This window comes from Arthrobacter stackebrandtii (assembly GCF_017876675.1).
GTDB lineage: Bacteria > Actinomycetota > Actinomycetes > Actinomycetales > Micrococcaceae > Specibacter > Specibacter stackebrandtii.
The window spans coordinates 2,667,820-2,693,394 of record NZ_JAGIOI010000001.1; the positions used below are offsets into that span (position 1 = coordinate 2,667,820).

The 25,575-nt window shown below is 64.2% G+C and carries 30 protein-coding genes; 18 read left to right on the top strand and 12 right to left on the bottom strand.

Going from position 1 to position 25,575, the window contains the following annotated elements; all coding sequences use genetic code 11:
* Positions 1–9: 9 nt before the first annotated feature.
* The 4 genes from JOF48_RS11520 to JOF48_RS11535 all read right to left on the bottom strand — a co-directional run bounded on the left by JOF48_RS11520 (position 10) and on the right by JOF48_RS11535 (position 3,406).
* On the bottom strand, positions 10–792 hold the full coding sequence (locus JOF48_RS11520; protein ID WP_342591224.1) for a MerR family transcriptional regulator: 783 nt from the start codon (positions 790–792) through the stop codon (positions 10–12).
* Positions 793–833: 41 nt separating this feature from the next.
* Positions 834–1,742 (bottom strand): DUF2268 domain-containing putative Zn-dependent protease, encoded by a 909-nt coding sequence (locus JOF48_RS11525; RefSeq protein ID WP_209680848.1) that lies wholly within the window; start codon positions 1,740–1,742, stop codon positions 834–836.
* 210 nt (positions 1,743–1,952) lie between these two features.
* The gene (locus JOF48_RS11530) at positions 1,953–3,032 is read right to left on the bottom strand and encodes a hypothetical protein (RefSeq protein ID WP_209680850.1); all 1,080 of its coding nucleotides are present in this window, start codon (positions 3,030–3,032) and stop codon (positions 1,953–1,955) included.
* On the bottom strand, positions 3,029–3,406 hold the full coding sequence (locus tag JOF48_RS11535) for a PadR family transcriptional regulator (RefSeq protein WP_209680852.1): 378 nt from the start codon (positions 3,404–3,406) through the stop codon (positions 3,029–3,031). The genes JOF48_RS11530 and JOF48_RS11535 overlap by 4 nt, the downstream gene beginning before the upstream one ends.
* Before the next feature lie 204 nt (positions 3,407–3,610).
* On the opposite strand from JOF48_RS11535, the gene JOF48_RS11540 reads away from it, so the two are divergent.
* From JOF48_RS11540 to JOF48_RS20175, 3 genes are all read left to right on the top strand, one after another.
* The gene (locus JOF48_RS11540; RefSeq protein WP_209680854.1) at positions 3,611–3,892 is read left to right on the top strand and encodes a type II toxin-antitoxin system RelE/ParE family toxin; all 282 of its coding nucleotides are present in this window, start codon (positions 3,611–3,613) and stop codon (positions 3,890–3,892) included.
* Entirely contained in the window at positions 3,867–4,112 is a 246-nt protein-coding gene (locus JOF48_RS11545; protein WP_209680856.1) for a HigA family addiction module antitoxin, read from the top strand. Before JOF48_RS11540 ends, JOF48_RS11545 begins: the two co-directional genes overlap by 26 nt.
* A gap of 437 nt (positions 4,113–4,549) precedes the next feature.
* Positions 4,550–4,825, top strand: coding sequence for a 2-phosphosulfolactate phosphatase (locus JOF48_RS20175; protein ID WP_425353736.1), 276 nt, complete (start codon positions 4,550–4,552; stop codon positions 4,823–4,825).
* Between the two features lie 309 nt (positions 4,826–5,134).
* On the opposite strand, the gene JOF48_RS11555 is transcribed toward JOF48_RS20175, so the two are convergent.
* From JOF48_RS11555 to JOF48_RS11575, 5 genes are all read right to left on the bottom strand, one after another.
* Entirely contained in the window at positions 5,135–5,755 is a 621-nt protein-coding gene (locus tag JOF48_RS11555; RefSeq protein ID WP_209680858.1) for a hypothetical protein, read from the bottom strand.
* Between the two features lie 297 nt (positions 5,756–6,052).
* Positions 6,053–6,550 carry a heme-binding beta-barrel domain-containing protein gene (locus tag JOF48_RS11560; RefSeq protein ID WP_209680860.1) on the bottom strand — a complete coding sequence of 166 codons (498 nt, stop codon included), beginning with the start codon at positions 6,548–6,550 and terminating at the stop codon, positions 6,053–6,055.
* A 75-nt stretch (positions 6,551–6,625) separates the two neighbouring features.
* On the bottom strand, positions 6,626–7,393 hold the full coding sequence (locus tag JOF48_RS11565; protein WP_209680862.1) for an SCO1664 family protein: 768 nt from the start codon (positions 7,391–7,393) through the stop codon (positions 6,626–6,628).
* Positions 7,393–7,944 (bottom strand): DUF3090 domain-containing protein, encoded by a 552-nt coding sequence (locus JOF48_RS11570; protein WP_209680864.1) that lies wholly within the window; start codon positions 7,942–7,944, stop codon positions 7,393–7,395. The genes JOF48_RS11565 and JOF48_RS11570 overlap by 1 nt, the downstream gene beginning before the upstream one ends.
* 24 nt (positions 7,945–7,968) lie before the next feature.
* Positions 7,969–8,661, bottom strand: coding sequence for a histidine phosphatase family protein (locus JOF48_RS11575; protein ID WP_209680866.1), 693 nt, complete (start codon positions 8,659–8,661; stop codon positions 7,969–7,971).
* Positions 8,662–8,878: 217 nt separating this feature from the next.
* On the opposite strand from JOF48_RS11575, the gene JOF48_RS11580 reads away from it, so the two are divergent.
* The 4 genes from JOF48_RS11580 to JOF48_RS11595 all read left to right on the top strand — a co-directional run bounded on the left by JOF48_RS11580 (position 8,879) and on the right by JOF48_RS11595 (position 13,247).
* On the top strand, positions 8,879–10,321 hold the full coding sequence (locus JOF48_RS11580; RefSeq protein WP_209680868.1) for a glycoside hydrolase family 5 protein: 1,443 nt from the start codon (positions 8,879–8,881) through the stop codon (positions 10,319–10,321).
* An 8-nt stretch (positions 10,322–10,329) separates the two neighbouring features.
* Entirely contained in the window at positions 10,330–11,796 is a 1,467-nt protein-coding gene (locus tag JOF48_RS11585; protein ID WP_209680870.1) for an MFS transporter, read from the top strand.
* 90 nt (positions 11,797–11,886) lie between these two features.
* The gene (locus JOF48_RS11590; RefSeq protein ID WP_209680872.1) at positions 11,887–12,753 is read left to right on the top strand and encodes an AraC family transcriptional regulator; all 867 of its coding nucleotides are present in this window, start codon (positions 11,887–11,889) and stop codon (positions 12,751–12,753) included.
* Between the two features lie 80 nt (positions 12,754–12,833).
* Positions 12,834–13,247, top strand: a complete 414-nt coding sequence (locus JOF48_RS11595; protein ID WP_209680874.1) for a VOC family protein — start codon at positions 12,834–12,836, stop codon at positions 13,245–13,247.
* Positions 13,248–13,313: 66 nt separating this feature from the next.
* Here JOF48_RS11595 and JOF48_RS11600 read toward each other — a convergent pair whose 3' ends face one another.
* Positions 13,314–13,796 carry a hypothetical protein gene (locus JOF48_RS11600; protein WP_209680876.1) on the bottom strand — a complete coding sequence of 161 codons (483 nt, stop codon included), beginning with the start codon at positions 13,794–13,796 and terminating at the stop codon, positions 13,314–13,316.
* A 92-nt stretch (positions 13,797–13,888) separates the two neighbouring features.
* On the opposite strand from JOF48_RS11600, the gene JOF48_RS11605 reads away from it, so the two are divergent.
* On the top strand, positions 13,889–14,401 hold the full coding sequence (locus tag JOF48_RS11605; protein ID WP_209680877.1) for a methyltransferase family protein: 513 nt from the start codon (positions 13,889–13,891) through the stop codon (positions 14,399–14,401).
* Here the strand turns inward: JOF48_RS11605 and JOF48_RS11610 are convergent.
* On the bottom strand, positions 14,385–15,242 hold the full coding sequence (locus tag JOF48_RS11610) for an SDR family NAD(P)-dependent oxidoreductase (RefSeq protein ID WP_209680878.1): 858 nt from the start codon (positions 15,240–15,242) through the stop codon (positions 14,385–14,387). The two genes, JOF48_RS11605 and JOF48_RS11610, sit on opposite strands and share 17 nt — an antisense overlap.
* Positions 15,243–15,347: 105 nt before the next feature.
* Here JOF48_RS11610 and JOF48_RS11615 point away from each other — a divergent pair, with 105 nt between their 5' ends.
* The gene (locus tag JOF48_RS11615; RefSeq protein WP_245346501.1) at positions 15,348–15,983 is read left to right on the top strand and encodes a TetR/AcrR family transcriptional regulator; all 636 of its coding nucleotides are present in this window, start codon (positions 15,348–15,350) and stop codon (positions 15,981–15,983) included.
* A gap of 244 nt (positions 15,984–16,227) precedes the next feature.
* On the opposite strand, the gene JOF48_RS11620 is transcribed toward JOF48_RS11615, so the two are convergent.
* Positions 16,228–16,602, bottom strand: a complete 375-nt coding sequence (locus tag JOF48_RS11620) for a VOC family protein (protein WP_209680879.1) — start codon at positions 16,600–16,602, stop codon at positions 16,228–16,230.
* Between the two features lie 99 nt (positions 16,603–16,701).
* Between JOF48_RS11620 and JOF48_RS11625 the strand changes: the two genes are divergently transcribed.
* The 9 genes from JOF48_RS11625 to JOF48_RS11665 all read left to right on the top strand — a co-directional run bounded on the left by JOF48_RS11625 (position 16,702) and on the right by JOF48_RS11665 (position 25,379).
* Entirely contained in the window at positions 16,702–17,238 is a 537-nt protein-coding gene (locus JOF48_RS11625) for a DinB family protein (protein ID WP_209680880.1), read from the top strand.
* Positions 17,239–17,570: 332 nt separating this feature from the next.
* Positions 17,571–19,352 carry an ABC transporter family substrate-binding protein gene (locus JOF48_RS11630; protein ID WP_209680881.1) on the top strand — a complete coding sequence of 594 codons (1,782 nt, stop codon included), beginning with the start codon at positions 17,571–17,573 and terminating at the stop codon, positions 19,350–19,352.
* A 152-nt stretch (positions 19,353–19,504) separates the two neighbouring features.
* Positions 19,505–20,470: a WXG100 family type VII secretion target gene (locus JOF48_RS11635; RefSeq protein WP_209680882.1), complete on the top strand. Its 966-nt coding sequence runs from the start codon at positions 19,505–19,507 to the stop codon at positions 20,468–20,470.
* A 73-nt stretch (positions 20,471–20,543) separates the two neighbouring features.
* Positions 20,544–21,191 carry a hypothetical protein gene (locus tag JOF48_RS11640; RefSeq protein ID WP_209680883.1) on the top strand — a complete coding sequence of 216 codons (648 nt, stop codon included), beginning with the start codon at positions 20,544–20,546 and terminating at the stop codon, positions 21,189–21,191.
* Entirely contained in the window at positions 21,188–21,712 is a 525-nt protein-coding gene (locus tag JOF48_RS11645; protein ID WP_209680885.1) for a hypothetical protein, read from the top strand. Before JOF48_RS11640 ends, JOF48_RS11645 begins: the two co-directional genes overlap by 4 nt.
* Positions 21,713–21,854: 142 nt before the next feature.
* A complete protein-coding gene (locus JOF48_RS11650; RefSeq protein ID WP_209680887.1) occupies positions 21,855–22,814 on the top strand; it encodes an ABC transporter ATP-binding protein in 960 nt (319 codons plus the stop codon).
* Complete coding sequence (locus tag JOF48_RS11655) at positions 22,811–23,566, top strand: ABC transporter permease (protein ID WP_209680889.1); 756 nt, start codon at positions 22,811–22,813, stop codon at positions 23,564–23,566. The genes JOF48_RS11650 and JOF48_RS11655 overlap by 4 nt, the downstream gene beginning before the upstream one ends.
* Complete coding sequence (locus JOF48_RS11660; protein WP_209680890.1) at positions 23,503–24,759, top strand: sensor histidine kinase; 1,257 nt, start codon at positions 23,503–23,505, stop codon at positions 24,757–24,759. Before JOF48_RS11655 ends, JOF48_RS11660 begins: the two co-directional genes overlap by 64 nt.
* The gene (locus JOF48_RS11665; RefSeq protein WP_209680892.1) at positions 24,753–25,379 is read left to right on the top strand and encodes a response regulator transcription factor; all 627 of its coding nucleotides are present in this window, start codon (positions 24,753–24,755) and stop codon (positions 25,377–25,379) included. The genes JOF48_RS11660 and JOF48_RS11665 overlap by 7 nt, the downstream gene beginning before the upstream one ends.
* The last annotated feature ends 196 nt before the right edge of the window (positions 25,380–25,575 follow it).

The window sequence follows — 25,575 nt, forward strand, 5'->3', positions numbered from 1 at the left end:
ATTTTCAAACTAACCTCTGAGATCATCTGCAGAAGAGGGCTCTAGCCTTCGCACGCGAAGTCGCAACGCGCTTGCGGCGAACCTTGCGGCCTCCTGGGTTCCGAAGGCGACATGGAAGTCGGGGTTCGTTTCGTACTGGTCCGCGAGACCTCGGATCATGTCGACGGACTTCGCCGTATCTCCTGCATGGGTAGGAGTTCCCGGAATCTCCTTGAACCACTCCACATGGACAGCCGCGTGCTCCTGCGCTTTGGCGGAGTCCATTTCATGCCCATCTTGCAGGATCTCACGCCACCGGGCGAGTAGGGCGTCGGCTCTGGCTTTCCATTCCTTCTGCTGCTGGACCGATTTCCCGTGCCACCACTGATTCGATGCGTCGAATGCGTCCCGACCCCAGCGCTCGACAACCTCTTCCTCATATCGGTCGTTGAATCCCTCGAGCATGACATCCATGCGAGGTTCGCGGCCCTGACGACGCATGGACAAAGTGTGCTCGACCGCTTTGATGCGTCGATCCAAAGCAGCGCGTTCCTGAGCGAGATGCTCCAAGTGCCCGGTGAGTGCTTCGGTTTCCGCTGCAGGAGTTGTGGTCGCATCCAATACACCGGCGATATCCGCCAGTGGCATGCCTGTTTCGCGCAACAGCAGGATTCGCTGCAGGCGGGAGACCGCGTCGGCCCCGTAATAGCGATAGCCGTTGGATCCGACGCGGTCTGGTTCGAGTAACCCGATCTGGTGGTAGTGGCGCAGCGTGCGCCCGCTGATGCCCGCACGCTCTGCGAGCTCCTGCACGGTCCACTCCACGGACTGCCTCCTGTTGCTTGTTGTCGTTCTCAGTATTCCTGATTGAGGCGCAGGCCCAATTGAGGCGCGGCGATGCGCAGAACCTCGTCCACAGGCACGGCAATGCTCTGAGCCGAGGTGGTTGCCGTGGCGTCGAGATAGGCGCGAACTAGCCGCGTGCCGGCCGCGTAGCCAGCACCAGTGGGTAGACCAACTGGCTCTGCGCCCAGGAGACGTGCGCTCGCGTCCCCATGCACCCAAGCTGTGAAGTTCTGCATGCCTGTGATGTGCAGTCCGCTTGCGACCTTCGTAAGGACGTCGTCGTCATTGTGGGTGCTTTCACTGACGAAGTGCGTGTACCCGCGGTCGCCGTACAGCTCGGCAGCGAAGACGTCAGCAAGCCCTTCCGAGATCACCTGTTCGCCTAGGCTGACCGTCATCGGATCCCACACAACACCGCCCGGCGAGTACCGCACGTTGTGGTGCAGTTCATGTACGGCAATTGCTTCGAGACGTCCCAAGACCTGAGGCGTCGGCCAGACGGTGATGGTGATGTAGCCGCTGATTCCGCCGAATGCAGACAGCCCCTGGATCTCGTCAACGAAGTGCTTGTTTGCGGGATCGCCCAGGACTAGGATGACCTGCAGATCGGGCACCTCGATCCCCGGGTTGGCTGACCGCAGGGCATCGACTCCGGACTCGAGCGCCTTGGTGATGCGGCTCCAGGCGTCTGCCTCGACGAGACGCTCGAGGGCTTCCTGTATCGGTTCGGTTGCGCCCTCCCAGTCGAAGCCGAAATTCTGTTGGTGCACGGTGGCCATGTCCACCCCTCCCGGGATGAAGTGGTACATCCCAGCCAGGGGGAACCACATCTCACGGACCAGTTCGGCGCGGTCATCGGGTGTCGCTGCGAGCAGTCGGCGCATGCGCGACGCGCTGTCAATCACTGAAATAGTCATAGCAAGAGACGATAGACCTTGCCGTTACGACAAAGTCAAACTTGAGGCGTAGCGAACTTCGTTTGAGGTGTAGTACTGAGATGAGACAGTTCCTGAAAGGATTGTTCCTATGTTTTCTCGACCAACCTACTCTGAGGATCTGCTGTGCACGCTCACGTGGGCTTGGGGAATTTGGCGTGAGTTCGAGTCCCCTGTGAGTGCTCGAGGTTATTAGCGCTTGGCAGCTTGCTGCCAACTCTGCACCATGTAGTAAAGCGTTCCGGTGAGCAGTAAAGCAAAGATCGCTGCTTGCCACGTCAAGGGAGAGTCCGCATTGATGATCGAGAAAGTGAGAAGGGCGGCTACGAGCGAGCTGCCTGCCGTCCAACCCCAAGCCGCTCGACGCGCGCGATAGGCGGTATTCGGGGCAAAGCTGGCCGCATAACTCTCGGACGTGCCGAACTCCCCGTTCAGCGATGTGCCAGCCTCTTTGGCGTACGCGCAAGTTTCATCGATAATTACACGAATCTGTCGGTCGCTCAGATCGTTGCGAAGGCGGAGATGCTCGCCGAGCTGACGGATCCACTCGCCTTCTGTTGGTTCCCCGGCATCTGATGAATAGCGCTGAGGGCGCTTCGTGGTGTCCTTCAGCACGATGCCGCTCACCCAGTACAAGAGAGCGTAAATCGGTGCCGGCGTAAGATACCAGAGCGCCGACCCTGTGCCAGCTGATCCATCTATGACAGTTGCAAGGCCCGCTGCGGCGAACGCAACTCCGATGATGAACGCTGCCGTCCAGATAACTGCGGTGACGTGCGCGGACGTGCGCGCGGCCTTACTCCAGACCTGCTGTACGCCGATGGCTGCCGCCGAGATGACGAGCGGTAGTGAGAACATTGTCCAGCGCAGATTTGTTGTCCATCCATCGCTGAACAGGGTGACGATTGCCATTGCCACAGTGACCCAGAATGCGCCGAAGAAGGTGTAGTGCAAGAATCGCCCGGCCGAGAGAAGTTCGGGTCGTTCATAGGCTTGAATCCCAGACTCGTGCCAGCGCTCTTGTTGTTCCCGCGCCCACAAGACAGGGTCTCCGAACAGGTCTTTTGCGGGCTCGTGGGCATCCTCAAGAACTGGCAAGAGCGCGAGGAGGGCATCCGTCGCATCGGAAAGCTTGACTCCATCAAGCATGAGTCTGCCTTCAACCGTACGTGCCCAGTCGGCGTCTCGCTCGTCGCCGCGGGTGGCCTGAAAAAGTTTATTGACTTGCGTGAGATCTACGATTTCTTGTGTCTCAGATGTACGTTCAGTCATGGCTTCTTCCTTTGGGTGTTCGAGACGCTGATGGAAATCGGCATCGGTGCGTCCAGTGATTTGACCAGGTCGTGCCATATGCGGCGTTCCTCAATGAGTCTTGCCTGACCCTGCGCGGTCAGCACGTAGTTGCGTTTTCCGGGGCCGTTCTGTCCCTCCTCCCATTGAGCGATTACTGCATTCTCGTTTTCCAGGGATGTCAGAAGTGGGTATAAGGACCCGCCTTTCGGCCGCCCGAATCCGCGCTCGCTGACGGCGTGGGCGATTCCGTACCCGTGAAGCGGGCCGCCCTCAAGGCTGGCGAGTACAGCGGTTCCTAGCGCGGCGCGTGCCCACGCAGGGGGCCACGTTGGTTTCAGGTCTTCTGTGGTCATGTATCTAAGTATGGATCGTATCTAGATATCCAGTCAAGATCGCGACAGTTATCATCGTCCGCGTCAGTGAGCATTGGTTTTTCGCCTCCCAGGATCCCGTCCGCGGATGAGTACATGAACTTGATGTTCCGCAAGCAACGAAACTCGGTGGAGTTTCGTTTTAACGTATAGCGTTAATGACGGTGTCCGTCATGCCCTGGATTCGTGATCAGATCGTTCGGCAGCAATGACACCGAGCGCATCTGGCATGAGCAGTACGTCAAGCTCGTTGAGCGGACGGCGCAGCGGGCGACCTTGCGGAAGCTCGAGCTAATCCATGCGGCGAAGGATGCCGAGGACCTCAGGGTCCCGCCAGGCAACCGCCTGGAGCGTCTGGTCGGCGACCGACGCGGGCAGCACAGCATCCGCGTGAACGCGCAATGGCGTCTCTGCTTCGTCTGGAGAGATGGAGGTGCGGACAATGTCGAACTCGTCGACTACCACTGAGAGCGACCTGATCGAGCCGATCCACCCGGGAGAGATCCTGATGGAGGATTTCATCGAGGGCTTCGGGATCACGCAGAACGAGCTGGTCGTGTCCATCGGTGCGCCGCCGCGCCGGATCAACGAAATCGTGCACGGCAAGCGGGGGATCACCGTTGATACGGCGATCCGTCGGGCGCTGTGTGACAGGGTCGCCGCGATCAAGCCGTTGCGGGTGGCCTGAGTTTGTCTGGCCAGGCAGACCTGTTCGGCCAACGCCGGTACTTTGTGCGCTTCGACTGGGGGGCCTCGAGGTGCGCGGACTGTCGGCGTTGACGTGAATGTCATCGTCGACGTGTTGAGCTTCTCGACGTCTGTGTGCGTGGCTGTCGCACGCGGGATGAGCGTTATTCCATACCGGTGGAAGGGTGTGTACGCCGAAGCGTTCGCCCGGGAGCGCGACGCCGTACTGGCCGTTGGGCGGCTGGAGGCCGCTGCCCCAGGTTTGCCGTCGGCGCTCTCGTTGTCGCCGTCGACGCTCCTCGTGAGGTCGGGAGCATCCGTCGTCGCGGGGTTCTTGCGGAATGCGACCGCCGTGTCTGACTGGCTGGCGATCCGGATGGAACGGGGCGACTCCGTTGCCATCGTCGCAGCGGGGAACGATGGCGGGACGACGGCTCGCTGCGTCCGGCACTCGAGGATCACCTTGGCGCTGGAGCGATCCTCTCGGCACTGTCAGCTCTCGGCTACCGGAGTGCGATGAGCCCTGAAGCCTCGTCTGCCGCCGATCTCGTCGATTTCGTGCGCCCATGTTTGCATCGAGCGATGCGTGATTGCGTCGGCGCGCGAGAATTGGAAGCCATGGGGTTCGGCTCTGATGTTGAGGTCGCACGTTTGCTGGATGCCTCCCGAGTCGTGCCGTTGCTGACCGAAGGGGCTTTTTGGGCTGCCTCGTAGGTGGGGGTCACTGGAAGATCATCGATATCCGCGCCCTTCCATGCGTGGCAGAGGATGGTATTTACCGGAATGCGGTGGAGTTTCGCTTCCACGTTTAGAACCGCTTTGCTCTAAACCGTAAGAAATGCCCGGACTACTTTTGCATGCCGGGCATTTCTGTACCCGGCGTCAGATCATGCTCAACCAATGTTCAAGGAGCGATGAGGATCAGGGATCTCCCTTGAATCTGGGCTGATGGCCATCGGAGGTCTTCGCCTTTCGGGAGATCCCGCGCGATCACCTCGAGTTCGGCACGTTCGAAGACGTTGGCTACGTCTCTTTCGTCTTCCGCTTCATATCGACGGAAATGCCCCTTCGTTCGAACTCGGCGATAACCCACTCATACAGGGGCTTGTAGTCGACGGCAGGATAACGAAACACATTGATCTTCAGCTGAGGTGCGCCGTCCTTCGTTTTGAGTCTCGAAATGTCCAAGGGCTCCTTGAAGTGGACCACTAAGGCGCAATTCAGATCAGCCCGATCCCACATGGCCTGGATTGCGGCCCAGTTGTAGTACTGGATGCTGGTGACATGGGAAATGGAATCCCAGGGGATCTCGTCACCTCCTCGCACCGTGAGCCCCTTCGCAGAAATCTTCAGGTCAATCGCGTTCTTTCCCTTGCGTACTGTGCCCTTCAAACCAATCGCAAACCCGATGCAGCCGAAGACGATGAGGATTCCGCCAACCACCATGGGGGTCCCGCTGACCCTGATCTGCGCAAGGTAACTCGGCGTGCCGGGAAGGTCAATGCTGGCCAAATACAGGCCTGGAAAGAACATGATAAGGCCGAAGAAGAGGTTTTTGAAGGCCCTATCCAGCGTGGGCCAGTAGTGCGGACTCGAACTGATGAAGTCTCTGATGGCATATTTGCCCGATCTCACGTTTTTCAAGGGGTAAATGTCTCGATTTCCTTAGTACCACGCCAACCAGCTGGGCCGTTGCGCTTTCAACCTCGGTCCGGCGCGCCCGTCCCGCAGGCGGCGAGACCCCTCTTCCCTATTGTTGCAGGTTCCGTCTCAGCGGGTACGTCCTGTCTCGCTTCGGGACGGTGCTGAGCTCAGAGGTTGTTCCGTGCCGGAACGTGGTGGAGTTCCGCTTCAACGTCTAGGCTCCAGCGCGAGGAAAACCCCGGCATCATTCAGAGGCCGGGGATTTCCTGTGTTAATGGCTTGCCAGCAGCAGGGGATTCATCCCTGTTGTGCCTCCGCGGCGGGGGTGCTTCTGAGCAGTCTTGATGTCAGGTGGTGCGTCATCGGCAGGCCCACGGCGGCCATCGCAAAATGGGTGGTGAGGACATCTGCGGCGAGGTCCAGGCGCCGCTCGGTTGCGTCAACCTGCTTGGCGCTTGCCGAGTTCACCAACCGCGATTCAAGGGTGCAGGTGAACCCGTCGACAGTGGCAATGAGCGGGCCCTCCGCCAACTCCGTCTGTCCCGTGGGCTGCGCCAGCACGAACTCCATGGACGTTCCCCCGACAACCCGGAGATATCCGGTTTCGGTGTGCATGGGAGCCCCGGCCGGCGACCACGTGCGCTGGATGTAGTGGAGGAAGGGCTTGCCCACATCCGTAAACGTGACCTCTTCGGTGTACTGGAACGAGTCGATCGTTGGGTACTGGCCGGAGCCTTCGCCCCGCCACGTGCCGATGAGACTGGCGACTGCCGCCAGTCCAGGATGCAGTGTCATAAGTATTCCTTTCGATATTTCTCGCGCAGAACGCGACGTGCCGCCACGCAGGCAGCGAAGCCGGCAGCAATCCTTTCAGAACAGCGGCCAGGGCACCGCCGGCATGTCGCCGCTCGGACCCGGAAACCGCCCTGCCAGGCGCAGCTGCCCGCAGCGCGCGGCGAGCGAGGCAATTTCTTCGCCACTGAGCAGGTCCGCCAAGTCTTGGCCCAGCTTGCCGTCCAATCCGGCGTTGACCCGGGCAACGCCGTCGAGCTCTTCCTCAGAGAGAGCCTCTCCCTGCCACCCCCACAGCACGGTGCGCAGTTTGTGGTCACGGTGAAACGTGAGCCCGTGGTCCACGCCATGTCGATGCCCGCCAGGCATGGCAAGGATGTGGTCGCCCTTGCGGTCGGCATTGTTGACGACGACGTCGAACACCGCCATGCGCCGCAGCGCCGCCGAGTCTTCGTGAATGAGGGCAACGGTCCGTCCGTCTTGGTCCTGCCCAGTCAGCACCTGTTTCCAGCCCGTCTCCGGCACGCTGTCCGCTGCCACCAGGTCCACCGCGTCCTGGGTGGGGTCCTGCTCCTGCCAGAGCTGCACCATTCCCTCGCCCAACGGGCCGTCGCGCAGCCAGGTGTGCGGAACGACGTCCCAGCCAAGAAACTGCGAGACCAGGTATGCGGCCACCTCCCGGTGGGCCAGTGTGCCCTCGGGAAAATCCCACAACGGACTCTCTCCCGCCATTGGCTTGTAGACAACCGTCAGGTCGCCGATCCTGCCAAGGAATGTAGCGTTGGATGCCGTCGTGATGCGGCCGGTGAGTGTCAGCTCGGCGGTGGCGAGGTCCGGCGTCGGCATCAGGGCTCGGGAATGATGCAGGTGTGGCCGTCGGCATCGATGGGATAACCGCAGAGCGGGCAGATCGGGCGCCCGGCACCCACAACCTCCCGGGTGCGCTTGGTGAATGCGCGGGCGGTGCCGACCGGTATTCGCACGCGCAGCATTTCGGACTCGTCAGAGCCGTCCTCATGAAGCGATTCGTCGTCATCGGGATCGTCAATGGTGAGGGGAAGTGCCTCAATGACCACCTGGGCCGTGGTTGGGTCCCACCCCAAGCTCATGGCCCCTGTACGAAACTGTTCCTGGACGGCGTCGAGCGGGTCATTGTCAACAAGTTCAAGAGGGGTGCCAGTGGGAACGCTGAAGGGGTTGCCCTCGACGGCCATGAGCTGGTCAAGAATCTCGTCGATCTTCTCCGCCAGCAGGGCCGACTGCTCCTTCTCCATGGCGATACTGACGAGCTCCGTCCCTGCGCGCACCTGGAGGTAGAACGTGCGCGCTCCAGGAAGTCCGAGGGTGCCAACGACTACCCGGTCGGGCCAGACAAACTCGTGAACACGTGTAGGCATGTCAGTATTCTAGGCCAATGAGGTTCACGGGACTTTTTGCCCGGCCCCGCCGCCCACGGGCGCGTCACCGGAGTTGATTCCGTTCGCCAGCCACGACAAATCACCTGCATCAGTGTTGGTCGCGTAGACGCCCGGCCGGCTGCCGCCGTAGTGCACGATCGACAGGGAGGCGGGGCCCACGTTGATGCGCTGGAACAGGTCAAGGTGCATGCCGAGCGCGTCGGCGAGGATTGACTTGATGATGTCACCGTGGCTCACTGCCGCCCACACAGCCCCTGCCCCGTACTCGGCTTCGAACGCTGCATCGTGGCGCCGGACTGCAGCCACCGACCGGGCCTGCATGGCGGCCATGGATTCACCGCCGGGAAAGACGACGGCGGATGGTTGGGTCTGCACGACCGGCCACAACGCCTCGGTTGCGAGATCGGTGAGCATGCGGCCCTGCCACTGGCCGTAATCGCACTCCGTGAGTTCGGGATCAACGGGCGCGTACGGCGCTCCAGCCTGGCGGTCGAGAATGAACTGGGCGGTCTGCAGGCAACGCTCAAGGGGGCTCGACACCACCCCGACCAAAGGCACGGGCGCCAGCCGCTCCCCGGCCATGGCCGCCTGGTCCTGCCCGGTTTGGTCCAGGCCGACGCCGGCCGCCCGGCCGGCCAGCACCCCAGTGGCATTTGCCGTGGTGCGGCCGTGCCGCACAAGAATAACTGTAGCCATCCACCCAGCCTAGCCGCCCGCCGTCGACGAACCTAGGATGCGGGCCGAGGCCGGTGCCAGCTCCCGAGCCGCCGGCCGGCCGTGAGCGGTTGAGGAGCATCGGAATGTGGTGGAACTGGCGCGTAACGTCCAACCCGGTGCTTGACGGCACCGCCTTGGGACTGCTTACACTGTGGCAACCTTTGTACTAGTGCAATGAAGCACATGAACGGATGCCATGCAGATCATCACTGATGGAACCCGGTTGCGGGATGAGCACGGCCGGGAACGGGTTTTTCACGGCATCAACTTGGTAGCCAAGGGAAACCACGAACCTCACGGCTCGTTCATTGAGCGGGGGTTCAAGGGAGCCTGGACCAAACATGACCTCGAGGATCTTGCCGCGCGAGGATTCACCCTGGTCAGGCTGGGAGTCATGTGGGCCGCCGTGGAGCCTGCGCCGGGCAACTACGACCAGGACTACCTCGACTGGATCGTGGAGCAGCTGGACCTCATCCACGACGCAGGAATGGCGGCGCTCCTGGACTCGCATCAAGATCTCTACTCACAGGGTTTCGGGGATGGGGCGCCCCGTTGGGCCACCCTTGGCAGCCAGCAATTTGATGCCACAGAGCTGTGGAGTGATGCGTACTTGACCAGTCCCGCGTTGCATGAGGCCCTTGACGCCTTCTGGGCCAATGCGCCCGGCCCTGGCGGTGTTGGTCTGCAGGATCGCTTTGCGGCCATGTGGGCACACGTCGCCGCAGGGATCGGCGGGCATCCGGCCGTCGTTGGTTTCGACATTCTCAACGAGCCGGCCCCCGGATCCTCGGCCCCGGGCATCTTTGAGGCGCTGATCGGCACGTTCGCGGCGGTCACGGGCCAGGACCCGCACCAGGTCTTTGCCGACTTCGACGAACCGGAGGCCAAATTGGCCCAGCTGGCCCGGCTCGAGGACGAGGAAGTCTACCGGCAGGTTGGCGATGCGATCTTCCCGCTGGTTCAAGCCTTTGAAAATGAAGCAGTGGCGCCCATGATGGAGCGCGTGGCCGCCGCGGTCCGCGCTGTCGATGGCCAGACCCTGTTGGCCCGCGAACACTCCTACTTCGCCAACATGGGGGTGCCGTCCGGGCAGCCGGCGTTGGCCGATCCTGCCTGGGTGTACTCGCCACACGGCTATGACCTGACGGTCGACACCCCCGCCATCGCCCTGTCCTCCAATATCCGGGCAGGAGTCATCTTCTCCCGGCACAAGGAGACCCAGGACAGGCTTCAGGTCCCGGTCATCGTGGGGGAGTGGGGTGCCCTGAGCCTCGGTGAGGGCGTGCGGGCCCATGGCGAGTTCCTCATGGACCTTTTTGACTCATACAGCTGGTCCTGGACTTACTGGGTGTGGGAGCCGGGCTTCGCCGGGTCGGAGGCTGCTGCGACGCTGACCAGGCCCCGCCCCATAGCCTTCGCCGGGACCGCACGGAGTTGGCGGGTCGAGGGCAGTGCGCTGCACGCTGCTTGGGAGGGGCAGGAAGGCGGGCAGCCATCTGTGTTCTTCGTCCCCGGGGGCGCTGAAACCCATTCTGTCTCCGTTCTGCGTGACGGGATTGAGATTGACGTGAGGCAGGACGGCCCCTGGATTTCGGTGGACCCAGGACCCGGGTACTTTGAGTTAAGCCCGGCCCGGTAAGCCCGGCCATGGCGCTGTCGTTCAAACACAAGCTGCTCCTGGCGACGCCTGTGCCGGCGACGTGGATGTCGAACGTCATCATCCACAACGTCTACATCAAGTTCTATACGGACGTCATTGGGCTCTCGCCCGAGTACGTGGGCTGGGTGTACCTGATCTTCAACCTCTGGAACATCCTGAACGACCCGGTCTTCGGGTTCATGCTCGACAAGATGAAGTACCGCCCTGGGCGCGGCAAGTTCCTGCTGGTCATGCGGCGCACCATTCCGTTCATGCTGGTCGGCTTGGCAGCCATGGCATGGAGCAGCCCGTCCTGGCCGGAATGGGTGATTTTTACCGTCTTCCTCCTGCAGCTCTTCCTCTTCGACGTCGCATCCACGTTCTACCTGATTTCCGCCATCAGTTACGGGTTTTTGGCCGCCCCCACCCGCGAAGACCGGATCGACGTCGAGGTAGTCAAAACCTGGGTCGGGAACATCTCCTCAGCATTTGCGACCATCCTCGCAACCCAACTGCTGGTGGGCGACGCGATCACGGAGCACACCACCATGGCGACCTTGCTCATGGGGGTGGTGCTCCTCAACGCCGCGCTCTACGTGATTCCCGCGATCAAGCTCAAGGACCCTCCCGAGTTGTATGAACGTGGAGACGCCGGCGAGGAGTCTGTCACCTGGACACAGCTGAAGAAGGACGCGAAATCCATCATGTCGATGCGGGCATTCTGGGCCTGGTTCGCCTTTGGAACCACCGCATTGGCCCCCATGGGCATGTACTTCACGGCCTTTCTCTATCTCATGGACCACGTCATCCGAAGCAGCGGAACGGAGGCGACCATCGCGGATACCGGCTCCATGGTGGTGGTCCTGGTGCTGCTTCCACTGCTGGCACGGGCGATCAAGAGGCTGGGCAGCCGCACCGCCATTTACCTCGCCTTCGTGCCGTACCTTGGCGGGCTCTGCGCACTGTTCTTCGTGACGCAGTGGTGGCAGGTGCTCATCGCCTACATGTTCATCATGAGCGGGCGGTACATGATGTCGACGGCGGGCGTCGCACTGGAGGGGGCCCTCATCGATGACAACGAGCGGCTCACTGGCACACGTAAAACTGGTTCGTTTGCTTCCCTGCGCGCCCTGATGTCGGCGCCGGTCACCGGCACCCAGACCACCATCTTCATGTGGATCATCGCGGCTTATGGATACGAGCAGAGCTCCGAGGTCCAGTCTGCAGCGGCACAGTGGGGCATCCGGATTGCAACCGCAGGGGTGCCAATCCTCTTTGGCGTCCTGGGCCTCGTGGCATTGCTGTTCCTTCCGTACAACAAGAAGATCGAGGCGGAGATCAGCGAGTTCTCGGGTGCAAGCCGTGGCGAGGGGACGGCCTTCAATTCGACCGGAGTGAAGCCTGGTGCCGCGTCGCCGATGAACGAGTTGGACCAGCCGGGCGAGTCCATGGAACGGGATCGTGCCGCAGAATGATGCTCCCGCCGGCACCCGAGCGAATCGAACCGGAAAAGTCGGGCGGAACCCCTGTGCTGTGGGCCAGAGTGGATGGTGAAGGGAGCCACCATGATTGACATGCTGAACCGCCTCGTGGACGCCGTCGAGAAAAACCTCGGCGACGAGCTCGACGTCGACCGACTCGCCGCAGCGCTGGGGACCACGGGCTACCACGCCCGCCGCATGTTCTCATCACTGGCCGGCATGCCGGTCTCCGAGTACGTCCGGCGGCGCCGCATGACGGTGGCCGCGGCCGACGTCGTCGGCGGCGAGGACCTGCTCACGGTCGCCGTGCGCTACGGCTACGGTTCGGTCGAGGCCTTTGGCCGGGCGTTCCGCTCCGTGCACGGCACCAGCCACGGCGACGTCCGCCGCCATGGCGGCCCCCTTCGCAGCCAACCACAAATCAGGTTCCGCCTGACCGTCGAAGGGAGCACCCCCATGGATGCCCGAATTATTGAACGACCCGACTTCCGCCTGATCGGCCACGCCGCCCGCGTGCCGCTCGTTCATGAAGGAATCAACCCGCACATCCAGGCGCACATCGAGTCCCTGCCCGTTGCGGAACATGCCCGGCTCAAGCAGCTCAGCTCCACCGAGCCGCACGGGCTGTTGCAGGTCAGCGACGGCGTCGACCCCGACGCCGCGGAGGGCAGCGAACTGACATACCTGCACGGCGTGGCGGTTGCGGCCGGCACCGAGGTGCCCGGTGACTTGGACACGATCGACGTCGGGCCCGGAGCCTGGGTGGTTTTCCGCACCTCGGGCGCCCACCCGGCAGCGCTGCAGCAGGCCTACGCGGCGAGTGCCACTGAATGGTTCCCGTCCAACCCATGGCGCCTGCGCCCGGGACCGTCGATAGTCTCCGTGATTGACCGCGCACCGGATTTCAGCACGGCGACATGCGAACTCTGGTTTCCCATCGAGCGGTCCTGATTGCTCAGCGGCCTGTCCAGTGGCGGGGGACAGGCCGCCGGCCCCTTGAATGGCAGCCGGGGAGGAGGGATGATTGCGCCATGGATCCTCGCCTGAGTTTCGTCACCCTAGTTGTCCGCGACCTTCGCGCCAGCAGGCAGTTCTATATTGACGGCCTCGGCTGGCCGGTCGAGTTCGAGGAGGAAGGCGACGTTGTCATGGTGCGTGTCGCAGACAAGCTCATCTTGTCCCTGTGGCAGGAGGACAAGGCCGAAGCTGAGCTTGGCCCGATCGGCAGGGCAGCCGGAGCGATGCCTTTCACGCTGGCGCACAATGTTGGGACCGAGCCGGAGGTTGAGCGGGTGATTGCTGAAGCCAAACAAGCAGGTGCCACGGTCACTTCGGAGCCAGTCAAGCGTGAATGGGGCGGGTACTCAGGGTACTTTGCGGATCCCGACGGCTTCAGGTGGGAAGTTGCCTGCAATCCCGGGCCACTGGGGGAGTCGGTTCTCTGAGGGGTGCCTTTGCTAGAGGGCTGCTCCAACGAATGCGGCGCCGCGCCGGGAGGCAGGTCCCCCTGCTCAGCGGATTGAATAGACCATGCCCATGCCCTCCGAGGCTACGGAGTTGCTGAAAGCTGCCGCGGCACCCAGGTAGTGCTCAACGTAGCCGCGCCGGCCGTCCATGATGGTGGCCCAGTCGGGGGAGTGCAGGGGCAGGCAGTGCTGGTACAGCTCATGCAGGTCCGTTCCGGCCAGGTCGCCGGCGATGGCGCACACCTGCAGCGGGTCCAGCACCCGGTTGTACGGGCAAATCTCCCCATTGGCATATGTTGCAGCGCCACGCACCAGCTCAAAGGCGGGGCGTGGCGGGTCCTGGCCGTTCTCTCCCAGCAGCATCTGCAGGTCACGCCAGGCCTCGTCAAGGACCAGCGCTGTGGGGCAGCCGCCGGAAGGAACCCAAGACTCCCACAATTTTCCGTCATCCAGCAGCGCCCCCGGATTCACCAAGGCGTTTCCCACCATCAGCGCCGGCAGCGGCCGCGCAAAGTACCTGATTTTCATGAACCCATTTTTCCAGCGAACCGGAATTCCCGCTCAAAGTTATCCACAGCCCCGGAGGGGTATGCTCGCAACAGGAAACCCCTGGAGGAACCATGCTTGGCCACGATGAAATTCCGCTGCCGCCAACAGCAGTTCTAGCCGCGGCACTGCTGCAGCGGCTCGCCCCGGAGACTGCCACGGCGGTGCCGCAGCGCCGGGCCGGGGCGGCGCTGCTGGCCGCAGGGTCCGGCGCGCTCCTGATGGGCACGCTGGCAGCCTTCCGGGGAGAAGGCACCACGGTGGATCCGACGGCGCCGCAACAGTCCAGCACCCTTGTCACCGCCGGTGCCAACCGCTTCACGCGCAACCCCATGTACCTGGGGATGGCGGGGCTGCTGGCCGCGCACGCCGCGTGGCGGGGGTCGTGGCAGGCGTGGCTGCCGGTGGCCGCCTTCGTCGCAACCATGGACAGGTTCCAGATCCCGCGGGAGGAACGTGCCCTGCAGGAAAGATTCGGCAGGAGCTACACCGATTACTGCTCGGCGGTGCCGCGCTGGCTGGGGCCCGGCAAGACTAAGGCGGCCGGTCACGGGGCCATTCCGCAGCCGCTCAGCCAGGCCAGTTGAAGTCCGTTCCCCGGCCATAGGAATCCCGTCGTGCCGCGTACGCCATGGCAGCATGCTCCGGGGCATCGCCGCCGATCAGCACCCTCAGGGGGTGGCTGGGATCTGCCAGGTGCGCGATCAGCGCGTCTGCCGCCTCTCGCGGATCAGCATCGGTTGATGCAGCTTCGGGATCGGTGGCGGGCCAAGGGATCGCCGGGGTGCCGAACACTGCTGTGCGGAGCTCGTCGTACTCTGCCTTCGGGGCCGCAAACTGCATGCTCGATCCCGCCCAGTCTGTTGCGAATCCGCCAAGTTGGGCGATGGTCACGCGGATGCCGAACTGTGCGACCTCGGCAGACAGGGCTTCACTGAAACCTTCGAGTGCCCACTTGCCTGCGTTGTACAGCCCGAACGCCGGCATCGAGCCGATGGCGCCGACTGTCGAAACCTGGACGATGTCGCCTCCGCCCCGGGCCCGCAGGTGGGGGATTGCGGCTTGGGAAACCCACATGGCACCAAACAAGTTCAGGTCGAGATGGTCGCGTGCCTGTTGCTCGCTGACCTCTTCGAGAGCCCCGACGAAACCGGCGCCAGCGTTGTTGACCACAATGTCGAGTCCGTCGAAGGCCCGTGCCGCATCGTCGACCGCCGAGGCGACCGCGCCGGCATCCCGGACATCGAGCAGGATCTCCCGAACTGAGTTGGGGTATGCACGCTGCAGCTTCGCCATCGCTCCTGCCCGGCGGACCGTTCCCACGACGCGATCTCCATGCTCCAGGGCGGCCTGCGCAAATGCCCTGCCGAGCCCGCGGCCGGCGCCGGTGATGAGCCAGGTGCGGGAGGGGCGTGATGTATGGGTCATGCTCGGATTCCCTCCAATAAATACGGTTCGTTTCGTGATCTTACTGCGGAATGGAAGGCTCCACAAGACGGAGCGTCTCGTCTCGCTGTCTTGTAAGCTGGCACCATGAATCACCTGAACTCCATGGAACCGGGACCCCGGCCTGTCACGCCGCCGGGCCCCGACGTGTCCCGGCGCAGCGGTCGAGCCCACAAGGCAATTCTTGCCGCCACACGCGAGCTGGTCGCAGAGGTGGGGTACCAGCGGTTGACCATCGAGGGCATTGCGAGCGCCGCCGGCGTCGGAAAACAGACGATCTATCGCTGGTGGAGATCAAAGGCGGCCATACTTTTTGATGCGGTCCTTGACGCCAACTCCCAGGAGGACGGCTCCGTTGAACTGCCCAACACCGGAGACGTTGAGGCGGACCTGCGCCTGGTGCTCCGCGAGTCCGTCGCCGCAATGGTCGATCCGGACAACGACCGACTGCAGCGCGCGATCACCGCAGAGATACAGACGGACCTGGCAGTCGCCGGTGAACTGGTGCGCAGGCTGCTCCGGCCGCAGCTCGATGCGACGCAGGCACGCATTGCGGCAGGCATCCGTGACGGCCAGGTGGACGGTTCCGTGGATCCGGGGATGGTGGCCGAGTTGCTGTTCGGGCCGGTTTTTCACCGATGGCTGCTGCGAACTGGCGACTTGGACGATGCCTTTGCCGATGGCGTGCTCGACCTGGTGTTGACGGGAATCAGGCCCCGCTGACAAGTGGCCGGTTCCGCCGTGGGACCCAGCCGCTGGGCATGTCAAGGCTCTCAACCAATCGAGGGGATGAGCCCCAATCCCTTGGCGGCTGTTTTGGTGCCGAGGCCTGCCACGCCCGCCGGACGGGGCTCGACGGCGCCGCGGTGTCCGTCCACGACTGCCAAGGCAGCGCGCCATCCAGAAATGTGCTCCGATGGATTTTGGCGGTATCCGCCAACCCTGCCGGGGCCGCGCCGCGGAATTCCTAGGCCTGCAGCGTCCGGAGCACGCAGAATTCGTTGCCTTCAGGATCGGCCATGACCACCCAGGTCACGCCGTCGCCCTGGCCGATGTCCACGCGGGTGGCGCCAAGGGCTTCAAGCCGTGCCACCTCGGCGTCCTGGTCCTCGGGTCGCAGGTCAAGGTGGAGCCTGTTCTTCACGGCCTTTTCTTCGGGAACCCGCAGGAACAGGAGGTCCGGCAGGACCCCGAATTCGGGGCTGCCGGCAGGCGGCTGCAGTGCCACCTCGTCATCGTCGTCGTCCTCGACCACCTGCCAACCCAGGGCCTGGGCCCAAAATTCGGCGGTTTCCGCGGGCGTAAGGGAATCTACGGAGACGTTTTCAATTCTCATGGCCATTGGGCCATTCTGCCCCCCGGACCATCTCGTGGCCAGAGGCTGGGAGGGAAAATTGCCGTGTCAGGTGCCGCCGAGCCAAGCATGTGGAAGAGTTGCGCCATGGACAAGAATGAAGCATCCACCCCCGAAGTCGCCGATGACCGGACGGGGCCGCCGTTCATGGGCGGGGACCGGGACTCCCTGGAAACGTGGCTGGAGTTCTACCGCCAGACACTGCCGTGGAAGGTGGGCGGGCTGGACGCCGAACAGTTGTGCCGTGCCGCCGTCCCGCCGTCCACCCTGACCCTGGCCGGGATCGTCCGACACCTGACCGACGTGGAACGCTACTGGTTTTCCAATGTAGTTGCGGGGACGCAGGAACCTGCCCGCTACCGGTCAGGGGACCCCGATGCTGATTTCACCGAATCCAGCGAGGCCACTGCCCTTGCCGATGTGCAGGCCTACACGGAAGAGCTTGACCGGGTTCGCGCCCACGCCGCCGGCGTGTTGGACCTGGATGCGCCGCTGGCCGGGCTCCGGCACGGGCAGGAAATCAACTTGCGCTGGGTGTACACGCACATGATCGAGGAGTACGCCCGCCATCTGGGGCATGCCGACCTGCTGCGCGAATGCATCGACGGGACCACCGGCTACTGAAGGAACACAGGAAAGCGGCGGGGCTGCATGCCATGGCCTGCAGAACTGCCGGCCAACGGCGCAACGGCGCAACGGCGGGAGCCGCCGTCGTGCATGGGATAAGGAAAGTCCCCATGGGCCGCGGAACAGGTGAGGCACCAGCCACATTCATCCGTAAGGACAGGGACTTTTTCAGTTGGGCAGGGGTGCGCTGCGGTACTGTGGACAACAGACTTTTTTGCCGGGACAGCCGGGACGTGCAGGACGCCGTCGACGTTCCGATACCCATTGACGCTTGAGAACCTGGAGGTGGAATGCGCCGCGGTCGCATTTCCAAAGTAGTGGCCACGGCCGTGGCAGCAGCACTGGCCCTGGCGGCCTGCACGGGGACGCCCCCGGGACCGGACAAGAGCGCAACGGCTTCCGCAACAGCGTCCGGCGGCAACGTCACGGTGTTGGAATCGGCGCCGTTCACCTCCTTCAACGATGCCAGCGTCACGGGGAAATCGCTGACCAACACGCGCATCGCCTGGGCCACGCACACGGGGTTCAACACGGTGGATGACGAATTGAAGATCGTCAAAAATGAGGACTTTGGCCGGTATGAAAAGGTCAAGGACGATCCGCTGACCATCAAGTACACGGTCAACGACGGCGTCCTGTGGTCCGACGGCGCACCGGTCACCGCCGATGACCTGCTCCTGCAGTGGGCGGCCATGTCCGGCTATTTCAACGATGCGACCCTGGATGAAAAGTTTGCCGTCACGAGCGGCACCGCCTATTTCCACGTTGCGGGCGACACCGCCGGACTGGCCAAAACCGAACTGCCGGTCATCAGCAACGACCGCAAGACACTCACCCTGACCTACACCACGCCGTTCTCCGACTGGGAAACCGCGCTGGGCTCCACCGTCACCATCCCCGCCCATATCGTGGCCGCCCGAGCCGGCCTGCCGGATGCCCCCGCCCTCAGCGCCCTGTTCGAGGAACTGCCCAAGGGGGACCCGGCCAAACCGGCCCCGCCGAACCCCACGCTGCGCAAGGTCGCCAATTTTTGGAACACCGGCTTCGACACCAACACCATGCCCGACCCCTCGCTGGCGCTGTCCAACGGCCCGTACCTGGTCAAGGGCATCACCGCCGGGAAGGAACTGGTGTTGACCCGCAACATGGACTTCGCCTGGGGCCCGGCACCCAAGCTGGACACGCTGACGGTCCACTATGAGGCAGACCCGGACAAGCAGGTGGCGGCGCTGAAGGACCAGACCGCGGACATCATCTCGCCCACGCCCTCCGCGGACAGGCTCACGGCGCTGTCGGAGCTCTCATCCAGCGGCGTACAGGTCCAGGAAAGCCTGGGCCTGGCCTTTGACCAGCTCGTGCTGAACTTCCAGGGCGTCCTTGCCGAGCAGGACCTGCGCACTGCGTTCCTCTACACAGTGCCCCGGCAGAAGATCGCCGAGGAGGTGGCCGTGCCGCTGGACCCCAACGCCCAGGTGCTCAATTCCTTCATGTTCCGGCCCGCCCAGGTCCCTTACAAGGAATCCGCAGGCAGCAACGGCAGCAACCAGTTCCCGGCAGACGGTGCCGCGGACGCCGCACCCGGCAAGACCAGCATGGACAAGGCAAAGAAGCTGCTCGACGGCGCCCGCCCCACCGTGCGCATTCTCTACAACAAGGACGACGCCGACCGGGTCGCCGAATACTCCCTCATCGCCGCCGCGGCCACTGAAGCCGGCTTCAGTGTCACCGATGCCGGACGCGACGCCACCCAATGGCTTTCGGCGCTGCACGACGGGGCGTTCGATGTTGCCCTGTACGGCTGGACGGCCCAGGCCTCCGGCTCCAGCCAGGTGCCGCAGATCTACCGGACCGGGGCGGTCTCCAACCTCAACAACTTTTCCAACCCCGTGGTCGACCAGCTGACAGACGAGCTGGCCGTCAACCCCGACACCGCCAAGCAGAACGCGCTGAAAATGCAGCTGGACAAGCTGGTGTTTGAGGCTGGGTACGGCCTGCCGCTGTTCCAGCGTTCCGTCCTGAGCGCCACCGGAAAGCATGTTTCAGGTGTGGCTCCCTCGCCCCTGGAACTGGGACCGTGGCACAGCGTGTCGCAGTGGCAATACGCGGGATAGCCGCAGGGGCCGGACTGCCGGGGAGTTGTCCCCATGGCCGGGCCTGTGAATTCCCCGTAGCTTAAGGCTAAACAGCCACGGGCCTGACTGGGCTATGCATCGGTGTAGCCGGCCGGCAGGGACCGGGCCGCTGAGTGAATAGGAATCTTTGTGTGAACAACGGAATGCTTGGGGCCGATCCGGAACAGCTGCGTGACCTGGCCATGACGATGAGCCTGTCCGGCGAGGACCTGTCCGGCACGGCCACAAACCTGCAGGAAGTTGTCTCTCGCCTGCGGTGGGTGGGCCACGACGCCGACAGCTTCCGGAACCGGTGGTCCTCCTACATGCGGCCCACGCTCCGCGCAGCCGGCGACGAGCTGGACCGGGTGTCCCGCAGGCTCATTGCCCAGGCTGAAGAACAGGAACGTGCCAGTTCCGACACCGGCGGGGGAGGCGCGCCCGCCGGCCCCGGCGGCGGGGGACCGCAGATCAGCAACCCGGACGACGGCGGCGGTGGGGACGGCTCAGGCGGTCCTGGCACCGATTCCGGCGGAGGCCCCCAAATCAGCAACCCGGGAGATTCGCCGACTGGCGAATCCCTGGACAATGCCTTCACCGATCCCGAGTATGTACCCGCGCCCGGCGGGATCGAATGGCTCATGGACGACGTCCTGGGCTTCGGCGGCGGATCAGAAGCCCAGAATGCTGTGAACCAATCGAAGTTCGTGGCCGATGGTTTCTCCTTTGCGGATGAGTATTCAACTGCGGCCGGCGCCGCGGATGACGTCCTTGGCATGGGGGCGGACGTTGCAGGACAGGCATCCAAGTTCAGCAACGTGATGGACATGGGCGGAAATGCCCTCAGCGTGGTGGGCGTCGGCCTGGGCGTGGCCGACATGGCATCAGGGATTGCATACGGAGACGGATTCCGGGTTGCAGACGGCGCCATTTCCACGGCGCTGTCCGCCGCCGCCATTGCAGCCACAGCCACGGGCGTCGGCGCACCGGTGGGCATTGCCATTGGAGCAGTTGGACTCCTGTGGGGTGCGGCCTCCATGATCTCCGGCGACATTCCCGTGACCAAGCGCATCGCGGACGGAATAGGCTGGCTGGGAGGCCTGGTTGGCATCAAGTAACCGCGGCCCGCAGCATCGGCACGCCGTCCCCATGAATCGCACAGCACAACACCCCAAGAACCTTGAGGAACCCATGACCACTCCAGAACTCCCCGCCAGCGCCTACCGCATCACCAGCCACGAAATCCTGGCGCTGCTCTCCTTCAACTCCGGCAACGAGATTGACCTCAGCCGCAAGGTCCTGAACCTGGCCGACCTCCCGGATGACAGCGACCTGGTGCGCGCAGGCATCAGCACCCTGAACGTCCGCGGGTCCGTCCGCCGTGACGGGGAAGAGATTGCGCTGCAGGGTGATGCCGAGATCATCGCCCGGATCCTCGCCAGCGGACACACCTGGTACCAGGTTGCCCGGGTGGGGCAGGACCAGTCGGCGCTGCCCACCTATGTGGTGGAATCCGTGGGTGCCAAGGCAGCCCTTCTGCTCCAGCCGCTGAGCGAGTACATCTGCGTGCCCCTGCGCGAAGACGCCGAGCTGCTCGAATTTGTCGGCCAGGTGGTTGACGGCACCGTGGCGGACGCCGAGAAGGTTGGCGGCGGCCTGGTGGTCTCCCAAAAGTGGGTCCTGGATGCCGAGCCCGTCGTCGCCAACCTCAAGGTGGAGCAGGGCAAGCCGACCCTCCTCGCGGCACTGCCCCTGGCCGACGACGGCCAGCTGACCGTGCGCGAACTTGAGGGCAGTCCCAGCGCGGCAGTCACGGCGGCCCTCAGCGGACAGAATTGAGCCACCCGGTCCACCCCGGAGGCGGGCCGGGTGATTTCGACCGGCTCGCGCTCGGCTATGCGCAACGCAGGGTCGTCCTGGTTGCGGCGCTCCTTGGCGGGCTGTGCATCACCGTGGCCGGCGCAACGTGGGCGCTCAGTTCCGCAGCCTTGGGGGAGCCCCCCGGAAACGGGCTCACCATGGCACTTGTGGGACTCGGTGCAACCGCCCTCGGCTGGCTGGCAACAGCCGGGCTGCGGTTCACCGGCAAGGAGCCCAAGACAGTCGACGGCAACGCCCGGGCGGACCGTATGTCCGGCAACCGGGTCATCAGCGGCTGGATCGCGTTCGGACTGGTCTTTGCAGCGTGCCTGGCAGCCTTCTTCCTTGCCCCGCGTGGTCAGGAACCAGACGTTGTGGCCCTGCTCCTGATGATGGCATCATTCCCTGTGGTCCTCCTCCTGGGGTTCTACCGGATCCGTTGGATCATGCGCAGCCGCAGTGAACTGTATGCGCGCTGGCTGGCGAAGCACCCCGGCTGACTCTCCCCAAGTTCGACGGCGGCAGGTGACCTTTGCGGCGAAGGTACCTGTTGCCGTCGTACTTTTCGGTGCAGGGCCGGCTCTGCCCCAACCATGACATTTTGCACTTCCGGCGCCGGCGCCAGGCGAGCAGACTTGAATCATGGAAACCACGATTCAACAGCAGCGGGCCCAAAGCGGCCCGGGCCGGGCCGAGCCTGCGCTCGCCATGGAGGCCGTCAGGAAGACTTTTCGCACCGCACAGGGGCCGCTCGAGGCGGTGGCGGGGATCGACCTCCGTGTGGGTGCGGGCGAGATCGTGGCCTTTCTGGGGCCCAATGGCGCAGGGAAAACCACCTCAATTGACATGATGTTGGGGCTGGCAGTGCCCACGTCCGGACGCGTCAGCGTATTCGGCAAGGATCCCCGGGAGGCAGTTGCGGCGGGGGAGGTGTCCGCTGTTCTCCAGACCGGCGGGCTCCTGCGGGACTTGACGGTGCGCGAAACCGTGACAGCCATCGCCGCACTCCACGGGGCCAAGGACCGCGTGGACGCCGTCATGGAGCGCACCGACATCAGCGGGCTGGCCAAACGCAAAGTCTCAAAGTGTTCCGGGGGCGAGCAGCAGCGGCTAAAGTTTGCGCTGGCACTGCTGCCGGACCCCCGCCTGCTGGTCCTCGACGAGCCGACTGCAGGCATGGATGTTTCGGCGCGGCACGCTTTCTGGGACACCATGCGGGCCGACGCCCTGGAGGGGCGGACCGTGCTGTTCGCGACGCACTACCTGGAGGAGGCCCAGGACTTTGCCGAACGGACGGTGCTGATCGGTGCAGGCAAGGTCCTCGCCGACGGACCCACCGCGAAATTGCGGGAGATGACAGGCGGCCGGGTTGTCAGCGCCACGCTCCCTGAAGGCCGGCCGGTCGCAGCCGCAGTGGCTGAGCTGGAGCTGCTGGAGCGCGTCGCCTCGGTGCGGCTGTCGGGACGGCGGGTCCACGTGACCGGGCCCGATTCCGATGCCGCCGCCCGCCTGCTGCTGGGGCCGCTGGGCGCCACAGACCTGGAAATTGCCGCACCCACACTGGACGCCGCATTCATGGAACTGACCGGAGCCGCATCATGAACCCCACCTATGTCCGCATTGAACTCGCGCGCCAGAGCCGGGACATCGGCAACCTGATGTTCACGGTGGGCCTGCCCGCCGTCATGTACCTGCTCTTTGGGAACATGTTCGGCGGCGGGTCGGCACAGGCCGGCAGCGGCAACGTGAAGTTTTACATCATGGTCTCCATGGCCGCCTATGGCGCGGCCGTCGCCACCACAGGAATCGCCGGGACGGCCGCCGCGGAAAACATGCTGGGCTGGGGGAGGCAGATTGCGCTGACACCCATGAAGCCGAGCGGCTTCATCCAGTCCAAGGTGGCCGTGGCACTCACCATTGCCGCCGCGGCGGCCGGGGTGGTCTTCATCGTGGGCGCCGCCACGGGTGCGCAGGCGGACAGCTGGTCCGTGTGGGTCCTGAGCTATGCCATCGCGGTGGCAGGCTCCGCCGTGTTCGCACTCTATGGCATGGGAGTGGGGATGAGCTTCAAGTCAGAGACGGCCATCAACGTGGCCGGCGGGGTGCTCGTGTTCTTTGCGTTCTTCGGCAACGTGTTCCTGCCGTTGAGCGGCACCATGCTGGAGATTGCCCGCTTTACGCCCATGTACGGCTTCGTGGGGCTGGCCCGCTGGCCCCTGTTGGAAGGTGCAGTTGCAACTCCCGGGGCCCCGGCCGATTCATTCTGGTGGCTTGTGGCTAACCTTGTTGGATGGGCACTGATCTTTATGGCACTGGCACTTTGGGCGATGCGGAGAACCCGGTCACGCCAGTGAACGGGTCCGTGCCGGCGTACGCGCCTTTGCACTCGAAGGCAGCTCCGGACGGCGGGGCACTGCCAGGTGCAGGCCCGGCCCCGGCCGAACCCGGCCCGGCAGCCCCTGCCGGGGGAGTCGGCGAATGGCGCTTTTGGACGGACTACGGCTTCCTGCTGTCCGCGTTCTGGGTGGTGTTCCTGGTCTTCCCTGTTCTGGCCGTTGCACTCTCCGGCCTGCCGCCGGGGCTCTCCATCCTCGGATATGCCCTCATTGCAGCCTTCGGCTCAACCTATCTCTACGCGTTTTACCGCGACCGCAGCGACCTGGGATCCTGCCTCCACGGGACCCCCACGGCACAGCGCTGCTTCTGGATCCTGTTGGGAGTCAGCGCCGCCGGGATTCCCTTGCTGGGCGTCAACACCCTGGGCTATTCGCCGTTCATCATCAGCTATGCGGCATACCTGCTGTCGCGGCGGACCATGTGGTGGACCACCTCCACCACCTTGGTGGCCTCAGTGGCGGTGGCTGTCGGCACCGGGCAGGTCCAGGGGTTCGCCTTTCTGCTGGGCATCCTGTTCGTCCTGGCCATCGTCAACGCCCTCACCACCACGCTGATCAGGCGCGGCACCACCGAGGCTCAACTGCAGATGGAGAACCTGAAGCTGATGGAACAGGAACGCATGGCACGGGACGTCCACGACGCCCTGGGCCACTCGCTGACCGCCGTGGGCCTCAAGGCGCAGCTGGCCCAACGGCTCCTCGACACGGACATCGAGGCCGCGCGGGCAGAGCTGGAGCAGATCCGCGCCCTGACGGTTGATGCGATGGACTCCATCCGGGCCACGGTGGGCGGCACCCGCCGGACAACCCCGGAGGAGGAACTGGCGGCGGTCCGGTCCGCCCTGGACGACGCCGGCGTGCGGACAGTCACCACCGGAACGCCCGTGGACTGCGCCCCAGAGCACGCCACGGCACTGTCCTGGATCCTCCGGGAAGCCGTGACCAACGTGGTGCGCCACGCCCATGCCACCACCTGCTGGATTACCTTCGGCCCCACAAGCCTCAGCATTGAGGACGACGGCGACTCCCTCACCGGTGCGCCGGAAGGCAACGGCATCCGCGGCATGCGCGAACGGGCCCGGCTGCACGGGGCCCGGTGCGACTTCGGCGTCTCCGGGCACGGCGGCGCCAGGGTGGAGCTCTCATGGTGAGCTCACCGGAGACGCCAATCCGCGTGCTGCTCGCCGACGACCAGGCCCTGGTCCGGGGCGCGCTCGCAGCCCTGCTGAACCTGGAACCGGACATCAGGGTGGTGGCTCAGGCCGGCAGCGGGGCGGAGGTGCTCGCACTGGCCATGGAACACCAGGTGGATGTGGCACTGCTGGACGTCCAGATGCCCGAAATGGACGGATTGCAGGCTGCCGCGCAGCTGAGGGAGGGACTTCCCGGCTGCAAGGTTCTGATGGTGACCACCTTTGACCGGCCCGGATACCTGCGTGCCGCCCTCGACGCCGGGGCCTGCGGCTTCCTGGTCAAGGACGCCCCGTCGGAGGAACTCGCCGCCGCCGTGCGCAGCGTCCACTCCGGAGGCCGTGTGGTGGACCCGCAACTTGCCGCCCGTTCGCGGGGCCAGGGAGCCAACCCGCTGACCGAACGCGAACGCCAGGTGCTCAGCCGCGCCCGGGCCGGCACCCCCGTGGCCCAAATTGCGGCCGGGTTGTTTCTCAGCGTGGGCACGGTGCGCAACCACCTCTCCAGCGCCATCGGCAAGACCGGCGCCGCCAACCGGATTGAGGCGGCCCACGTGGCGCACGCACAGGGCTGGATCTGAGTGCCGCATCAGCGTATTCCCGTTCCCAAGCACGACGGCGGCCGGTGACGTTCGTCACGTAAGGCGCCTGCCGCCGTCGTACTTTTTGGGGAAAAACCGCAGGTGAGGGCCGCCTTGGCGCCATGCGAACGTGCAAAGGGGAAGAAAAATTGATCCGCATGGGATAAAGTGACTAGGCCGTATTTGTCGGTGCGAC

Excerpts from the sequence above, each read along its gene's own strand:
- JOF48_RS11570 (WP_209680864.1), bottom strand. The coding sequence starts at position 7,944 with ATGCCTACACGTGTTCACGAGTTTGTCTGGCCCGACCGGGTAGTCGTT.
- JOF48_RS11660 (WP_209680890.1), top strand. The coding sequence starts at position 23,503 with ATGGGCACTGATCTTTATGGCACTGGCACTTTGGGCGATGCGGAGAAC.
- JOF48_RS11640 (WP_209680883.1), top strand. The coding sequence starts at position 20,544 with ATGACCACTCCAGAACTCCCCGCCAGCGCCTACCGCATCACCAGCCAC.
- JOF48_RS11535 (WP_209680852.1), bottom strand. The coding sequence starts at position 3,406 with ATGACCACAGAAGACCTGAAACCAACGTGGCCCCCTGCGTGGGCACGC.
- JOF48_RS11565 (WP_209680862.1), bottom strand. The coding sequence starts at position 7,393 with ATGCCGACGCCGGACCTCGCCACCGCCGAGCTGACACTCACCGGCCGC.
- JOF48_RS11560 (WP_209680860.1), bottom strand. The coding sequence starts at position 6,550 with ATGACACTGCATCCTGGACTGGCGGCAGTCGCCAGTCTCATCGGCACG.
- JOF48_RS11655 (WP_209680889.1), top strand. The coding sequence starts at position 22,811 with ATGAACCCCACCTATGTCCGCATTGAACTCGCGCGCCAGAGCCGGGAC.
- JOF48_RS11595 (WP_209680874.1), top strand. The coding sequence starts at position 12,834 with ATGGATCCTCGCCTGAGTTTCGTCACCCTAGTTGTCCGCGACCTTCGC.
- JOF48_RS11585 (WP_209680870.1), top strand. The coding sequence starts at position 10,330 with ATGGCGCTGTCGTTCAAACACAAGCTGCTCCTGGCGACGCCTGTGCCG.
- JOF48_RS11580 (WP_209680868.1), top strand. The coding sequence starts at position 8,879 with ATGCAGATCATCACTGATGGAACCCGGTTGCGGGATGAGCACGGCCGG.
- JOF48_RS11525 (WP_209680848.1), bottom strand. The coding sequence starts at position 1,742 with ATGACTATTTCAGTGATTGACAGCGCGTCGCGCATGCGCCGACTGCTC.
- JOF48_RS11665 (WP_209680892.1), top strand. The coding sequence starts at position 24,753 with ATGGTGAGCTCACCGGAGACGCCAATCCGCGTGCTGCTCGCCGACGAC.
- JOF48_RS11620 (WP_209680879.1), bottom strand. The coding sequence starts at position 16,602 with ATGGCCATGAGAATTGAAAACGTCTCCGTAGATTCCCTTACGCCCGCG.
- JOF48_RS11605 (WP_209680877.1), top strand. The coding sequence starts at position 13,889 with ATGCTTGGCCACGATGAAATTCCGCTGCCGCCAACAGCAGTTCTAGCC.
- JOF48_RS11575 (WP_209680866.1), bottom strand. The coding sequence starts at position 8,661 with ATGGCTACAGTTATTCTTGTGCGGCACGGCCGCACCACGGCAAATGCC.
- JOF48_RS11545 (WP_209680856.1), top strand. The coding sequence starts at position 3,867 with ATGTCGAACTCGTCGACTACCACTGAGAGCGACCTGATCGAGCCGATC.
- JOF48_RS11530 (WP_209680850.1), bottom strand. The coding sequence starts at position 3,032 with ATGACTGAACGTACATCTGAGACACAAGAAATCGTAGATCTCACGCAA.
- JOF48_RS11615 (WP_245346501.1), top strand. The coding sequence starts at position 15,348 with ATGAATCACCTGAACTCCATGGAACCGGGACCCCGGCCTGTCACGCCG.
- JOF48_RS11600 (WP_209680876.1), bottom strand. The coding sequence starts at position 13,796 with ATGAAAATCAGGTACTTTGCGCGGCCGCTGCCGGCGCTGATGGTGGGA.
- JOF48_RS11610 (WP_209680878.1), bottom strand. The coding sequence starts at position 15,242 with ATGACCCATACATCACGCCCCTCCCGCACCTGGCTCATCACCGGCGCC.
- JOF48_RS11625 (WP_209680880.1), top strand. The coding sequence starts at position 16,702 with ATGGACAAGAATGAAGCATCCACCCCCGAAGTCGCCGATGACCGGACG.
- JOF48_RS11650 (WP_209680887.1), top strand. The coding sequence starts at position 21,855 with ATGGAAACCACGATTCAACAGCAGCGGGCCCAAAGCGGCCCGGGCCGG.
- JOF48_RS11590 (WP_209680872.1), top strand. The coding sequence starts at position 11,887 with ATGATTGACATGCTGAACCGCCTCGTGGACGCCGTCGAGAAAAACCTC.